The 14,056-nt window shown below is 50.3% G+C and carries 12 protein-coding genes and 3 pseudogenes; 5 read left to right on the forward strand and 10 right to left on the reverse strand.

The window, feature by feature from the left end; translation table 11 throughout:
* Positions 1–117: 117 nt before the first annotated feature.
* The gene (locus EFB02_RS07965; protein ID WP_438947142.1) at positions 118–594 is read right to left on the reverse strand and encodes an ATP-dependent Clp protease proteolytic subunit; all 477 of its coding nucleotides are present in this window, start codon (positions 592–594) and stop codon (positions 118–120) included.
* 33 nt (positions 595–627) lie between these two features.
* Between EFB02_RS07965 and EFB02_RS08925 the strand changes: the two are divergent.
* Positions 628–966: pseudogene (locus EFB02_RS08925) on the forward strand (hypothetical protein); the annotation flags it as partial.
* Here EFB02_RS08925 and EFB02_RS07970 read toward each other — a convergent pair.
* Positions 907–2,178, reverse strand: a complete 1,272-nt coding sequence (locus EFB02_RS07970; protein WP_438947143.1) for a phage portal protein — start codon at positions 2,176–2,178, stop codon at positions 907–909. The pseudogene EFB02_RS08925 and the gene EFB02_RS07970 sit on opposite strands and share 60 nt — an antisense overlap.
* Positions 2,179–2,315: 137 nt before the next feature.
* Between EFB02_RS07970 and EFB02_RS07975 the strand changes: the two genes are divergently transcribed.
* Positions 2,316–2,936 (forward strand): DUF1643 domain-containing protein, encoded by a 621-nt coding sequence (locus EFB02_RS07975; protein WP_122821066.1) that lies wholly within the window; start codon positions 2,316–2,318, stop codon positions 2,934–2,936.
* On the opposite strand, the pseudogene EFB02_RS07980 reads toward EFB02_RS07975, so the two are convergent.
* Positions 2,922–3,704, reverse strand: a pseudogene (locus EFB02_RS07980) (terminase TerL endonuclease subunit); the annotation flags it as partial. The gene EFB02_RS07975 and the pseudogene EFB02_RS07980 sit on opposite strands and share 15 nt — an antisense overlap.
* A 243-nt stretch (positions 3,705–3,947) precedes the next feature.
* Positions 3,948–4,391: a hypothetical protein gene (locus EFB02_RS07985; RefSeq protein ID WP_122821067.1), complete on the reverse strand. Its 444-nt coding sequence runs from the start codon at positions 4,389–4,391 to the stop codon at positions 3,948–3,950.
* 816 nt (positions 4,392–5,207) lie between these two features.
* Here EFB02_RS07985 and EFB02_RS07990 point away from each other — a divergent pair.
* A complete protein-coding gene (locus EFB02_RS07990) occupies positions 5,208–7,055 on the forward strand; it encodes a phosphoenolpyruvate carboxykinase (GTP) (protein ID WP_122821068.1) in 1,848 nt (615 codons plus the stop codon).
* 551 nt (positions 7,056–7,606) lie between these two features.
* Here EFB02_RS07990 and EFB02_RS08945 read toward each other — a convergent pair.
* The 6 genes and pseudogenes from EFB02_RS08945 to EFB02_RS08020 form a co-directional block, all read right to left on the reverse strand.
* Positions 7,607–7,784 (reverse strand): annotated as a pseudogene (locus EFB02_RS08945) (terminase large subunit); the annotation flags it as partial.
* A gap of 292 nt (positions 7,785–8,076) precedes the next feature.
* Positions 8,077–8,856, reverse strand: coding sequence for an ABC transporter permease (locus EFB02_RS08000; protein WP_122821069.1), 780 nt, complete (start codon positions 8,854–8,856; stop codon positions 8,077–8,079).
* Positions 8,853–9,686 carry an ABC transporter ATP-binding protein gene (locus EFB02_RS08005; RefSeq protein ID WP_122821070.1) on the reverse strand — a complete coding sequence of 278 codons (834 nt, stop codon included), beginning with the start codon at positions 9,684–9,686 and terminating at the stop codon, positions 8,853–8,855. Before EFB02_RS08005 ends, EFB02_RS08000 begins: the two co-directional genes overlap by 4 nt.
* Positions 9,687–9,688: 2 nt before the next feature.
* Positions 9,689–10,015, reverse strand: a complete 327-nt coding sequence (locus EFB02_RS08010) for a PLD nuclease N-terminal domain-containing protein (RefSeq protein ID WP_160115400.1) — start codon at positions 10,013–10,015, stop codon at positions 9,689–9,691.
* Positions 10,015–10,707 (reverse strand): DUF5808 domain-containing protein, encoded by a 693-nt coding sequence (locus EFB02_RS08015; protein ID WP_122821072.1) that lies wholly within the window; start codon positions 10,705–10,707, stop codon positions 10,015–10,017. Before EFB02_RS08015 ends, EFB02_RS08010 begins: the two co-directional genes overlap by 1 nt.
* Positions 10,707–11,033: a PadR family transcriptional regulator gene (locus tag EFB02_RS08020; RefSeq protein ID WP_122821073.1), complete on the reverse strand. Its 327-nt coding sequence runs from the start codon at positions 11,031–11,033 to the stop codon at positions 10,707–10,709. Before EFB02_RS08020 ends, EFB02_RS08015 begins: the two co-directional genes overlap by 1 nt.
* A 484-nt stretch (positions 11,034–11,517) precedes the next feature.
* On the opposite strand from EFB02_RS08020, the gene EFB02_RS08025 reads away from it, so the two are divergent.
* Both EFB02_RS08025 and EFB02_RS08030 read left to right on the forward strand, forming a co-directional pair.
* Positions 11,518–12,024, forward strand: coding sequence for a methyltransferase family protein (locus EFB02_RS08025; RefSeq protein WP_200831587.1), 507 nt, complete (start codon positions 11,518–11,520; stop codon positions 12,022–12,024).
* Positions 12,025–12,255: 231 nt separating this feature from the next.
* Complete coding sequence (locus EFB02_RS08030) at positions 12,256–14,052, forward strand: NTP transferase domain-containing protein (protein ID WP_122821074.1); 1,797 nt, start codon at positions 12,256–12,258, stop codon at positions 14,050–14,052.
* Positions 14,053–14,056 lie beyond the last annotated feature (4 nt).

Below are 14,056 nucleotides of genomic sequence, written 5' to 3' on the forward strand. Positions count from 1 at the left end.
TTAAAAGGGCGTATAAATCAACAACCCGCCGACCACAAGGGGCAGCGGGCTTTAAACAAGGATGCTCACTTACAGGAGGCGGCGGCCCGGGAGGGGCAGCACTTTTACCGTGCATAGCTAGTTGGGCAACAAGTTGTTGCTCTGAAACCTTTCTGGAAAACACCACGCCGCGCTCATTTTTTGCTCGCCCCGGTGGTTTCTTGCTCGCGGATTCTTCATCCTCGCCATCACCAGGATCATCACCCTTGTCAGGATTGGCCTTATCGGGCTCATTGCCACCGTGGACGCCGCCATAGCAATCACAGATGCCGCCGATGCCGCGATCCCGTCAATATTCACCGTGACTTTACCGGGATAATCCAGCAGCATGTTATAGATACGAGCAGCTGCCACTACGTCACCGCCAGGCGAATTCAACCAGATAGTGACCGGCTCAGACCCCGCGTTTAACTCGGAGGCAAAAACCGCTGGGGTTATGTCATCATCTAGCCATGATTCCTCAGCAATAACCCCGTTAATACGCAAAACCCTTTCACCCCCATCACTGTCCGGGCTGGTTTCCTGTGGGGTTAGCCAGTTCCAAAAACGCTTCATATGTTTTCCTTTCGAATGTGGGAAGATTGATTAATGAACTACAACAAGACACCCGCGCAGCAGTGGGATGGAGTGCGTGAGCTCCATGACCAACTCGCAGCCGGAAATCAGGGCTACAGATTGGTGCCCCCTAGCAAGAACAAAGACGGAGTCACGGCTCTCGGTTCGATCAACTACGCCGACTGGCTCTGGGAAGGGATCTGGGATGGCATCAACCTGTTAAAAAACCACCTCAACGGAGACTGGGAACCGTACTACCACGACTTGGACGACTTCCCAACCGAGACAATCCCACAGGCCAGCATTGGTGAACTAACCGCGTGGTTTATCCTGTTTGGTAACCGCGAGCGCATCAATGAGGGTCTCATCTCCTCTGCGGTTGATGACGGCACGATTCTCGCCCTCTCCAAACGGTTCCTCGAGCTCGTCGACAGACCCACCTTCTAGCCCGATTCCCCTTGCGGCAGCGTAAGCACCGGCCATATCAAGCGGCAGCATGTTCCCATTAACCAGGTAGAGATCCCCGCCGTCTGCCGCCTCGATCCGGTCAAGGTTTTCTAACTCGCGGATGTCGTTGGCGCTCATCCACCCGTTTTGGCGAGCCACCGCATAGCCCTCCATCCGAGACTGATAATCGCCTCGCAGTAGGCCCTCGACATTGTACTTCACAAACAACTGCTGCTTTTCACGCGGGTTCAACAGAGTTTTCGTGATGGCTTGTTCCCAGCGAATCACCCACGGGTCAAGCGTGTACTTCACGAACTCTAAAGACTGCTGTTCAATATTGGAAAACGAGGATTTTTCCAGGTCACCAATCATGTGGGGCGGAATACGAAAAATACGGGCGATCTCATTGAGCTGAAACTTTCGTGTTTCTAAAAATTGTGCCTGCTCCGGGCTTACCGAGATCGGCGTGTACTTCATGCCCTCTTCAAGCACCGCAACTTTGTTGCCGTTACGAGCGCCACCAAACGTTGCCTGCCAAGACTCACGCACCCGAGAAGGATCCTTGATCGTGCCAGGATGCTCTAACACACCGCCAGGAGCCGCACCATTAGCAAAAAACGACGCTCCGTAATCCTCGGTAGCCTGCGCGAGTCCGATAGCGTTTTTTGCCATCGCGATCGGGGAATAACCAACCAACCCATCAAAACCAAGACCTGGAACATGAAGCACATCATTAGGGGTAGGCCGAATGGTTTGGTACTCTCCTGCGGGTTCGTCCCAGCTGGTTTGGTACTCGTAATACAAAGCCTTGCTGTCCAGATCCCTGCCTACGCTCATCCGATTCGGCTGCAAAGGATACAGACCAATGACTTCGCCCAGTCCGTTGCGCACTACCTGAGCGAACGCATTACCCCACAACAACAAATGCGTCATCAAAGTTTCGCGGAACACGAAGCTCGTCATCTCAGGGTTAGGTTCATCGTGAAGCAGGCGGTACAAACCATGATCGATCGCTTTTTCTTTACCACCGCCGTCCTTATAGCGGTATACGTGCAGTGGTAGCCCGGCTATAGCTTCAGCCAGGATCCTCACGCACGAATACACGGCGGTCATTTGCATCGCGCTTCGCTCGGTCACCGGACGGCCAGAGGAAGTGGGGCCGAACAGGAACGAATACGACGAGCAAATCGTATGGTTCTCGGTTTGGCGGGTTTTGAGGCGCAGCCAGTTCAGAAATCCCATGTGTCCTTCTACTTTCGATTTAAACTGTTGGGGTGGATAAGGGGTTTCGGCAGGCGTGGCAGAGTGGCGAGTTGGTATTTCCCGCGGCTCCTTCGCAAACTGGCCAGCGGTGGTTTCTATGTACGCCGGTGAATCCAGCGAATAGTCGAGACCTTGTGTTTATTGGGATTAACCCATCGAGTGCGACGCGATTTGCTGCTCAGAAACTGGGTGGTGATCCAACAACCGAAATGGTTCTGAAGTCTTTCCACCTCGGCGAAGATGGATCTCCGCTCGGCTGGCGTTCAATGACGATCCTGAACCTGCTCCCTTTGATTGGGCAGCCTCGTGATCTGCCTTGTTGGTATAGCGATACTGGCCGCCAGAAGATTCTGGATTCCATCGACATTACCCGTCAGATACTGAGAGTGATTCTCCCGAAATGCCACTGTGTTCATCTGATGTGGGGTACCCCCAATGACAAGAATTTCCCGTGGAAAAGCACAGTGCTCAAACAACTAATACCCGAGATCGACTTGCTTATTCCTGCCGATCACCAGGTTCAGGCGTACCTATCCAAGAGCGGACATCCACTGCATCCAGGGTTCGGCGGGCTTGCCCATTGGCGAGGCAAACAACCCCACGACGCATACCACCTGCTACAACACCAGTAACCCGCGCTGATCGTAGACCGATCCTGTTGATGTTCCTGTGCCGCAGCGGATGGCCCGGTCGAGAGCCATGATGGTGGCTACTACGCCGTCAATCTTCTCCGTAGACTTCTGCTTATCCGGCTTAATGTTGCCTGCCGGGTCGGTGCGCACGTGAATGTTATCGACCATCCAGGCCAGCACCGGGTGCCCACCATGGGTCAGCTTGCCTTCCAACGCCAGCTTCATCAGTTCCTTGGATGGTGGGGACATGTCTTTAAAACCTTGCCCGAAAGGCACCACCGTGAAACCAGCATCCTCAAGGTTTTGGCTCATTTGGACCGCACCCCACCGGTCGAAAGCGATCTCTCGGATATTAAACCGGGTGCCAAGATCCTCAATGAACTTCTCGATATACCCGTAGTGCACCACGTTGCCCTCGGTCGTCTCCAGGAATCCTTGACTGTTCCACAGGTCGTCGGGGACGTGATCGCGGGCTACCCTAAGTTTCAGGTTGTCTTCGGGAATCCAAAACCAGGGCGCGACCGTGTATTTGTCATCGTCCCCGTAGGGTGGGAATACGAGAACAAAAGCAGTGATATCGGTGGTGGATGCCAGGTCCAGCCCGCCGTAACAAACCCGGCCTTCTAACTCATCCAAGTGGACTGGACCATCGTTCTTGTTCCAGGTATTCATAGGCATCCACCGCACAGACTGTTTGACCCACTGGTTCAAACGCAACTGTCTGAAAGTGTTTTCCTCAGCTGAATTCTGTCGAGCACTATTACAAGCGTCCACTTAGACGTCGGATTTGATAAGTACCCTTTTGCGTTAGCGAGTATCGCTTAGGGGGGGGGAAATCGTTTGCGTTAGCGGGTTTGGGTTTTGCGTTACCCAGTATCGTGTTTTTCCTGTTCGGATAGGATTTTGGGGTTTAACTCGCTAATGGAGATGAAACATGTGCCTATCTGGCCCGGCGCTAACGGTGGGGCAGTGGTGTTGGTTCTAGGTTAGTAAACTTAGAACGATATTGAGTTATTTCCCCTTCTCCTTTTGAAACCCAATCGCTAACTGACCTTTTTCTGGAATGGATTTACAGTTAAGTTTTGTATCCTCGGAAACGGCGCGGTCAAACTCCGCTACCAGGAATAATGCGGCTCCGGAACTTGATGGAAGATTGAAATGTGAATCATGGTCGCTAAAGCTATCGCTGCCGAGTTTGCATTGAGTGAAGTCATAACCGGTCTCGAGTAAGTCACGAGAAGCGAAAAGGTAAAGAGGTTCCTTATTTGCATATGTAGTGTCAAGCTGGTCGCCGCTCTTTAACTCGTCGTATACCCAGGAAGAATTTATCGCAAATTCTTCCTGCTCAGAATCAATTTTTTTATCAAGGAGAACAAAAATAGCAACGATTATTAAAGTGAGCAATAACACGCCTGCAATAAGTGCCACTATCCGTATGGACGTATTTTTTGCCATGATTCAACGCTCCTAACGTGTTGCCCTCTATGTATTGAGATGCTCAAAGTTTAGTAAATCGAGGCGTAAAAAATAAATACCCAGACATAAAGAGTTAACAATTAGTTTTCTGCGATAAAAGTATTGTCCCATCGTAAAAATTGCCTGATTGCACGTTAGTTAGGAATAAGGGTATACCCTTCTGCGAGTGTAACCTTCGCGCTGGCAGCTGTGTGGTCGATCAGGGTGTTCCATTGACAGGATTGGAAGTGCTCGATGGGTTTGTTAGCTAGCTGGGTTGCGGGGCGGATAAACCAATATCTAGCATTCGCAGATAGATAGCCGTAAGTTGCTTGTGGTAGCCTCATGTCAATCGTTTAGCCCGCTGTTACCTTTGGTTGCAGGCGGGCTGGATTTCTTTCTGCCAGTAAGGGAATGCGGATGGCTGTTCGGAACCCGCCCGCAAACATTGATTAGCAGATTGAATTTTTGGGTGTTAACCCGGTAGTAGCCCGTAGACTGAAAATGAAACGAGAAAAGAGCCTAGCAGCGCTTACGTCTGCTAGAGCCCTCTTAGACGTGGTGGGAGACTTGGTTTCCAATCCGCGCGAGCGGTGGCGGTCTATAAACTCTTTCAGTTTGGCGTGAACGCGTTGCATGGTTCCTCCGCGCGCGTGTCGGAGTGGAAGCGGGAGATGGTGGTAGAAAGCTTACTAAGGGTTATTCCTGTGCAACACCGTATATCTTCCAGGCGGGACTTAAATCCAAATTCGTCTCAAAAGTTTCGGGTATACTAAATTTAATGTTCCGATACCCGAAATTTTAGGAGTAATGAATATGGATAACATTGACAAGATCCTCAGCGATGCGGGGCTGGAAAATCCCGCAGTAGCTGAGTATGTAGCGCACTGGGCCGGAATTACCGAACCCGCTGCGATCGAAGTTATTTCCGCAAAGGATGACGACCGGCTCATCGCCGAAGGCTTAGCCACTGGTGAAATTGCGTCTGCGGGCGATGGACTCTACTACTCCCGCTCCTACTACAAGGATACTGCGCGCAGCGAGGAACGCACCGTCGTCGCCACCCATAATCCGCAAGAAGCCGGAATCTACAACAACTGGCACGACGCCACGGAAGTAACTGCCCGGCAGCTGGAAAGTATGAAGGGCGCCTCCCGAGGTAAAACAATGTATGTGGTGCCCTACCTGATGGCACCGCCGAAATCACCGCTAGAAAAGTGGGCTCGTGGGGTGGAACTTACCGACAACCTCACCGTGGTTCTTCATATGATCCGCATGGCTCGGGTTGGCGTAGAATACTTGAACAATTTGGAAAATCCGGAAGAATTCGTGCACGCAGTGCACGTGACCGGCGACCTGGAGAACCTGGGGCAGGGCACCGATAAGGATAAGCGCCTGTTTGCCACGGTGGCAGACGAACGCACAATTTTGCACTTTGGTTCCTCCTACGGCGGCAACGCGCTGCTCGGAAAGATTGCCCACGGTCTGCGCCAAGCTTCTTACGACGGCTGGGCTTCCGGGGAATTCCTTTCCGAACAGTTCATGTTGATCGGGATTAAGGATAAGCTCAAGGGGCGCACCTACTACGTGTGTGGCGGTTTCCCCTCAGCTTCCGGTAAAACCAACCTCGCGATGATGCTAGCCCCGGATGCCTTGGGCGACCGCTACGAAGTTTACTTCTACGGCGATGACATCGTGTGGCTTCACGTTGGCGAAGACGGCAAGATTTACGGCATGAATCCCGAATACGGCGCGTTCGGAGTGGCAAAGGACACCAACTGGAAGTCTAATCCCACCGCCATGGCCTCCATCAAGGAAGGCTCTAAGACGCTCTTCACCAACGTCGCTTACAATCCCGAAACCCAAGAGCTGTGGTGGGAAGGTAAGACCCCGGATTACCCCGAAGATGTTACTGGCTGGCTGGATTGGAAGGGCGAAAAGATTTCCGACCGCCCGGCCGATCGGCAGCGCTCCGAGGCCAAGGGCGACGAGTGGGCACACCCCAATTCCCGCTTCACCACGTCTTTGGCTAACGTGCCCAACGTGGCTCCCGACTACGAAGAGCCGCAGGGAGTGCCAATCGACGCCATCATCTTTGGCGGGCGAGTAAAGGACAGGGAGCCGCTTATCCGGGCAATCACCGACCTAGCCGAGGGTGTTTACGACGGTTTGACTCTGGGAGCCCAGGCCACTTTCGCGGCCGAGGGTAAGGAGGGAGTACTGCGTTACGATCCGATGTCGATGCGCCCCTTCATGTCCTACCCTGAAGGGGACTACGCGGCCCACTGGTTGAAGATAATTGGTTCCGCGAAGGAACAGCCCATTTTTGCGCACGTGAACTGGTTCCAGCGCGATCCGGAAGACGGCCACTTCCTCTGGCCTGGCTACCGTGACAACTTGCGGGCGCTGCTTTGGCTGCTAGATATTAAGGAAGGACGCGCTGAGGGCGTGCAAACGCCGGTAGGTATTTTGCCGAAAAAAGAAGAGTTGAATCTGGATGGTTTCGAAGGTGACGACGCAGATTTGGATAAGCTACTCTCCATTGACGCCGAACTGTGGAAGAAAGAGATGGGCTACCGCCGCGAACATCTTGCACAGTTCAAGAATCTACCTGAACCAATCTGGGCTGCGCATGAGCGTATAGAGCAGGCGCTTAACGCCTAATCGGTCACCTGGTTTTGCATTAGTGACGGGGGGATTTCCTCCAGGCGGGTTAATTCCAGCGGGTAGCTATGGCTCCTGCTAGAGTTAACCCGCCACTTTTATCGCATGTATCGCACCGTATCAGCCCGTAGTATTCTCCGAGCCGTCGTCCTGATGTGGTCGTATTTTCTGAATCACTAGGTCTTGGACAAATATTAAGTCTTGGCGGGCTAAAGTCATCCGCTTTCAGGGTAAGCCCGAAACCGTACACAATCTTATCTCGTATTAAGGTGTTGGCGTAACGTTTAAGCACGATCGTTTCAAACGAATCATCATCCCAAGGCTACGGATCTGTCAGAGCGCTGCCCAGAGCAATGCTGAAGTCTTCAAACCTAAACTCGTGTAAGAATGTGTTGATGAGCGCAAAGTTGTAAGTGATGACGTTTCTTCCGCTTCAATTTTCATTGCGCCCATGCTGATCTTTTCAACGAATCCGCGCTGATTTACGGGGTAGCTTATTCACTGCTGGCAGTAATAGCTAACCAGATTGGCAGCTTTATTCACTCAAAACCTCATAGCATCAGCAGTCTCCGTGAATCATAAACTGAGCTCGCCTCTGAGGGTGCCGCATCTTATTGCCCCATCCAACGCCACGATGGTGGCGACTACTCCGTTGATTTTCTCGGTGGATTTTTGTTTGTCAGGCTCGATATTCCCCGCAACTGGTATACGCAGATAGATATTACTTAGCCTGATGTTTGCGCGCACGTATTGGTTATCGAATCCGATGCCTAGGCCTCAACTTAGACGTCGGATTTGATAAGTACCCTTTTGCGTTAGCGAGTATCGCTTAGAGGGGCGAAAAATCGTTTGCGTTAACGTGTTTGGGTTTTGCGTTACCCAGTATCGTGTTTTCCCTGTTCGGATAGGATTTTGGGGTTTAACTCGCTAACGGATGGCAGGTGGCGTTCGCTCCCGTGCTTGCTATGGTGGTTCTATTTCTATTTTTGAATCGGATCTATTTGCGCCCCGTGTTTGGCTTTTAGTCGAGTTCTACTCGGTTGTATACGTAGGTGGCGGTGAAAAGTAGCGCAATGATTAGCAATAGGCTGCTGGTGATTGGCCAGACACAAGGTGCCTCGAGTGTGTTTTGAGCGAGGTTGTTGATTACGGGGGAGAGGCCAAGGGGAGTTTTGTTGCCCTCCTGGATAAATATCGCTGACATCGTTATTAGTAGGTAGGCTCCGAATCCGGCCGCAAGCGGCATGCCGATGCCTGGTTTAAAAGTGGCTGCGACCGTTTGTATTGCGTGAATGAGAATGATTTGTAGTGCCCATACCAAACTAGCCAATATGATCGGGGCGGGATTAGCGCCTGGGAATAACAGTGATGTTCCTGCCCAAGCCAGGGTAGCGCTGAAGACTGCAATGAATAGGGTAGATATCCAGCTGCTGATAGCAAAGCTGATGAGGTAGTGAGAGCGCTGCACGCTACCAGGGAAAATAAAAGGAATGTCACCATTGCCGGTAAGCACACTGCAACGAAAAGAGTTCATTGCAACGAGGATTACGCTAAGAATTTGGGTAAGGTTCTTTATCCATCCCGCGTAGGCTTGCTGCCAGGAAGGTTCTGGTAGTGACTGTATTAGCGTGGTTGCTTCTGATCCGGCCAGAAATCTGATGATTCGCGGCGTGTATTGGGTAAACAATCCTTGGGTGAGAGCAAGGATAACGAATACCCCGCCTATAATCCATGTGCCATAGGAGCGTAGGAGCCAGACAGCTTGATAGCGCCAGATCAATCTGAAACTCGAGGTATTCACGATTTTTTACCGCCGTCCTTAGTTAGTTTGGTGAAAAGTTCATCTAAGCCGGTAACGGTGGGGTGAATCTTTGCGGCAGAGTCGAGGCTGTAGATAGCCTCCGCCACGGCGGTGGCAACGTCTGAACGCACCGTGACATCAAGGGTAACGTGTTTAGTTTGCTGATTGACCAGCTCGCCTAACTGTCCTTGAGCGAGTAGGCTACCGCGATGCAAGATCCCCACATGGGTAGAGACTTTTGCAACATCGGTGAGAATGTGGGAGGAAAATACTATCGTTACCTGCCCGGTTAACTCGCGTAGTAGCCCCAGAACATCTGCTCGCCCGATCGGGTCAAGAGCGCTGGTTGGTTCGTCTATCAGTAGTAGTTTCGGGGCAGTAACGAGTGCTGCTGCTATTCCCATTCGTTGCTTCATGCCTCTAGAAAAGGAGCCGATTCTTCCGGGGGCTTTGTCGAGGTTAACCAGATTGAGTAGTTCGTCACTTCTTTCGGCTGCCAGGTCTGGGGAGATTCCACCAAGGCGGGCGAGAGTGATGAGCGCATCTTTGGCTCTAAGCCAGGGGCTAATCTGGGGGACATCAGTCAGGTAAGACACGCCAGGGATCGGTTTGACCGGAAGTTTGCCCCGGCTAACTCCCAGCACGGTGGCGCTGCCACTACTGGCTCCGGCCAGTCCTGCAAGGATCCTCATGGTGGTGGTTTTGCCAGCCCCGTTCGCTCCCACAAACCCATAACAGGATCCGGTAGGAACTCGAAGGTTTATGTTGTTTAGTACTTGGTGTTTACCGAAGGTTTTGGACAAATCTTTAGTACAGACCGCTAAATCCATGTTCATTCCTTCGGATATAGCTTGCTTACCACTGAACTCGCATCAACCTGGTGATGCTTGGCTGTAGCTTTCTGTTCATATTCACGCTGTACCTTAAGCTGTCTTTGTTCGTGAAAGTACATAACCAAAAAGACGATTGGCCCAATCACTTGGCCAAAGAAGATAACCAAGAGCCACAGTAGGCGATTTAAACCGGCAATGTGAGTTCGCTTATCGCGCAGCAAGCAAATCAAAGACCAGACCACTGCTACCAGTTGCACTCCTATAAGGATGCAAACTCCTATTAATGCTGGGGTCGGCAAATCCAACAGTTTATCTATAGGGTTCATTACTTCGCTCCTGAATTGTGTAGCCGGGTTTTTACCCTGGCTAACGCGGTTTTTACATAAGCGAGTTGGCAAGCGCCAGCAACGAGGGGCCATAAAGCAACAATGGGCACCATCGACCGGCGGCTCATTTTTTGCTTGTCGCCAGCCCGGCGCATTGCTGCAAGCCAGGCTATGGACATGGCTTCAACGCCCATCAGATCGGCCTGATTAGCCAAACGCACGGCATCTTCGGATTCTGGGTCATCGCGTCGAAAGACCTGTGGCGCTAGCGCGGCAACGGTCGTTAAAACCACTGGAGCTAGCGCAGCCTGTCTGCCGGTAATAAATCTTTGGGATCCTCCGCGTGTTGAGCGTTGGAGGAGAACCTGTTCTTTGCGGCTGAGCAGTACCGCCAAGAACGCAACCCCAATCCCACCGGCAACAGTGGTGAGCTTAATGCCGCGCTTTAGACGCGTGGGGACATAGCTAGCCAAGTCAGGTAGAGAATCATCGGGTCGAATTAGTCCTAAACGCACCCCAACAGCACCCAGATTGACGTCCCAACCAAGTCCGTATTTTCTAGGAATGAACAAGCGCGGATTCTCTGGTTCAAAACCATCCAGCGCAGCATCAGAGCGCCCCAACCACAGTCCGGAGACAGGTATTCCCAAAACTCGCGCCTGCCCTTCTGTGTCCTTACCGAACCACTTCATTACCGTATTCCTTTCTGTGTTGTTCGCTTCACAGCACAATCAAGCGCCTCCCACTCACGGCGCATCTGCAATAAGCGATTCTTCCCAGGGTTTGCGAGCTTATAAATCTTCCTCGGTGGCCCTACCGGAGACTCCTGCCAAGCCGTAACTACCAACCCTGACTTACGTAGGCGCGCGAGCAGCGGATATAACGTACCCGTAGAAATCTCCAACCCTGCTTCCTCGCGAAAACGCTCTACAAGCTGCCCCCCGTAAGAAGGATGAGACGAAAGCAATCCCAGGACAATCAGTTCAACCGCGCCCTTGCGTAGTTGTGACTCAGACACAACCCCTCCTTGCTTAACCATGTTCCTTGTATAGCATACTACCGGGCGTGAGAAAATATATTTAATAGCTACTTTTCCAAGTGGCTTTTTCATTGCGGCCAAGGTTAGGAAGAGAAAGGAAATAGCTGGCTAGTAGGGTAGTGGCACGCTGATTTTGGTGCGGAATCTAAAATAAATCCAGTCTGGTTTGCACTGAAGTTTCCTGATTTTCCACCTATCTCTACTCTTGGAAGGAAATCAGGAGAATCCATCAGGGAATAAACTACCAATCCACCAAACTCCAGAACCGACAGTAGAATCGGCATACAGCTATCGATGGGTGTTATTTTGCGTTGCGGAGCGCTCGGTCACCGAACGTCAGCCACTTTAGTTCTGAAGACGAAATCATAGGGTGCGTAAAACCTGCTAATTCTTTGCTGAGTGTTCTAGTTAGCTATTTTTCACTCCCTGGATAACTCCATTGAGCTCGTGCGAAAATAGCTGTATGACTAAGACCAGTCCTTCGCATCTGCCCGTGTTAGGCGTAGGCCCGTTGTATGTTTCGGGTATTTTCGCTGTGACGATTGTAGCGAGTATTTTTAATTTTTTAGGCTGGATCGCAAGTGGAACTATCGTTACTGGCCGGGTGCGTAGCCTCATGATTGTGGCGGGGCTGATTATTATTATGCTTGCCGTAATCGTGTGGGTTTTAGCGGTTTTCGGCTCTCACATGGTAGAAAATGTTAAAACTGGTCAGCTTATGACTAGCGGGATTTATGCGTGGGTTAGACATCCCGTATATTCATCCTTTCTACTATTAAATTGCGGCATACTGCTTACCGAAGTGAACTGGTGGCTACTAGCCCTGCCGTTCATATATTGGGTGGCATTGACTATTTTGATGAAATGTACTGAAGAACGCTGGTTAGAAAATGAATTCGGGGATGAGTATACCCAATACGCTGCTCGCGTTAATCGCATCTTTCCCTGGCCGCCTCGCAGTATCCACTAAGCTCGCGAATTGTAAACAGATTCCGGGTTTGGTCAGTTGTAAAGCCTATAACTCAATCTAAAGTCATTATGAGTGATACCAAATAGTAGCGGTTTTACAGGTGATTCCTAAAAGCTGCGACTGTGTAAAACAACAAAAATGTGACACCAAGACACGAAATGTTAATAATATGTCCTACAGCCTAGATATTTAAATGAGACTCTAAACAAGTAAAATTTGAACGGATGGATTATGGTCGCAGGCCTAAATGAAGCACAATTTAACGTCCTTTATGCTTTTTATCGGTGCTCGGAATCACAAAAACCAAGTCAAGTGCAATCATTAACTGGCCTGCCGTTAGCAACGCTGAATTCTACAGTTAAAGAATTGGAAGCATGGGGCTATCTGGCTGAACAGCAGATAACAGTGGCTGGAAAGGAGGCTTTAGCGCCTTACGCGGTTGACAATGCGGTAATCATGGCTGCTGGACTATCCTCCCGTTTTGCGCCGATTTCTTATGAGCGCCCCAAAGGTATGCTCAAGGTACGGGGTGAAGTACTCATTGAACGCCAAATTGAGCAGCTCCATGAAGCTGGAATTACCGACATAATGGTGGTTGTCGGGTACCGGAAGGAATACTTTTTCTATTTGGCTAAAAAGTACGGGGTTAAGATTGTAGTTAACCCTGAATACGCCTCCCGCAACAATAACGGTTCTCTATGGCTGGTGCGGGACAAACTTGCCAATACCTACGTATGTTCCTCCGATAACTATTTCACTGAAAATCCCTTCGAATCGCACGTTTACCGGGCTTATTACTCAGCTCAACATGTACCAGGTGAAACTGATGAGTGGTGCCTACAAACCGATAGTGATGGGCTGATAACCGGAGTAACTATCGGAGGACGAGACGCCTGGATTATGCTCGGGCATGTATATTTTGATCGTGAATTCTCGCGGAAATTTGTCAAGATACTCGAAAATGTCTACCACCTTTCGGAAACGGTTCCAAAACTTTGGGAACAAATCTATGTTGACCACCTAAATACCTTGCCTATGGGGGTTCGCAAGTATCCCGAAGGAGTAATTAACGAATTTGATTCAGTAGATGAGCTCCGCTCATTTGATCCATTATTTATGGAAAATGTGGATTCAGAAATTTTTGAAAACATTAAGAAAACCCTTGGGTGCGATGTTAACGATATTCAGGATATCTACCCCTTGAAACAGGGGATTACTAATCTTTCCTGTCATTTTTCCGTTAATGGGAGCGAGTTTGTCTATCGTCACCCGGGCGTAGGGACAGATAAGATTATGGATCGTCAGGCAGAAAGTGAAGCTTTGAACTTGGCGAGGGAACTGGGACTTGACTCAACGTTCCTAGCGTCTGATCCGGTTAAAGGATGGAAGATTTCTCGCTTTATTCCGAATTGTCGAAACCTTGATGTGAGTAATCCAGGGGAACTGCGCAGAGCCATGAGGATGTCGAGGCAACTTCATGAAAGTGGCAAAATGCTGACGCGTAAATTTGATTTTGTCGCTGAAGGTTTACGTTATGAAAATATTTTTAAACAATATGCTCCGATTGAAATTCCTGGATACGAGGAACTTCGGGAAAAAATATTACGATTAAAACGCCATACAGACGCCGATAATTTCCCTATCGTTCCCAGCCATAATGATTTTTCTAATTTGAATTTTCTGGTGTCTTCCGAGGGTGATTTAGATCTTATTGATTGGGAATATGCAGGAATGTCAGATATTGCTGCAGATTTCGGCACCATGGTGGTTTCCACCGTTGACCTTAACCATGAACTAGCGGATCAAGCGCTCGAGTATTATTTTGACCGCCCTCCGTCTTTAGCCGAGCATCGTCACTTTTGGTCACATGTGGTGTTTGCTGGCTGGTGTTGGTATCTCTGGTCCCTTGTTAAAGAAGCTGAAGGAGATAACATCGGCGAATGGCTCTACCTCTACTATTCATATGCGACTGAACAAATCAATGACCTACTAGCCGCCTATGAAAGAGACCCTAGGGAAAGGTATTAGCCTC

Origin of the sequence: Varibaculum vaginae (assembly GCF_900604285.1) — a bacterium.
GTDB classification, from domain to species: domain Bacteria; phylum Actinomycetota; class Actinomycetes; order Actinomycetales; family Actinomycetaceae; genus Varibaculum; species Varibaculum vaginae.

Excerpts from the sequence above, each read along its gene's own strand:
- EFB02_RS08025 (WP_200831587.1), top strand. The coding sequence starts at position 11,518 with ATGACTAAGACCAGTCCTTCGCATCTGCCCGTGTTAGGCGTAGGCCCG.
- EFB02_RS07985 (WP_122821067.1), bottom strand. The coding sequence starts at position 4,391 with ATGGCAAAAAATACGTCCATACGGATAGTGGCACTTATTGCAGGCGTG.
- EFB02_RS08015 (WP_122821072.1), bottom strand. The coding sequence starts at position 10,707 with ATGAAGTGGTTCGGTAAGGACACAGAAGGGCAGGCGCGAGTTTTGGGA.
- EFB02_RS07965 (WP_438947142.1), bottom strand. The coding sequence starts at position 594 with ATGAAGCGTTTTTGGAACTGGCTAACCCCACAGGAAACCAGCCCGGAC.
- EFB02_RS08030 (WP_122821074.1), top strand. The coding sequence starts at position 12,256 with ATGGTCGCAGGCCTAAATGAAGCACAATTTAACGTCCTTTATGCTTTT.
- EFB02_RS08005 (WP_122821070.1), bottom strand. The coding sequence starts at position 9,686 with ATGGATTTAGCGGTCTGTACTAAAGATTTGTCCAAAACCTTCGGTAAA.
- EFB02_RS07990 (WP_122821068.1), top strand. The coding sequence starts at position 5,208 with ATGGATAACATTGACAAGATCCTCAGCGATGCGGGGCTGGAAAATCCC.
- EFB02_RS08010 (WP_160115400.1), bottom strand. The coding sequence starts at position 10,015 with ATGAACCCTATAGATAAACTGTTGGATTTGCCGACCCCAGCATTAATA.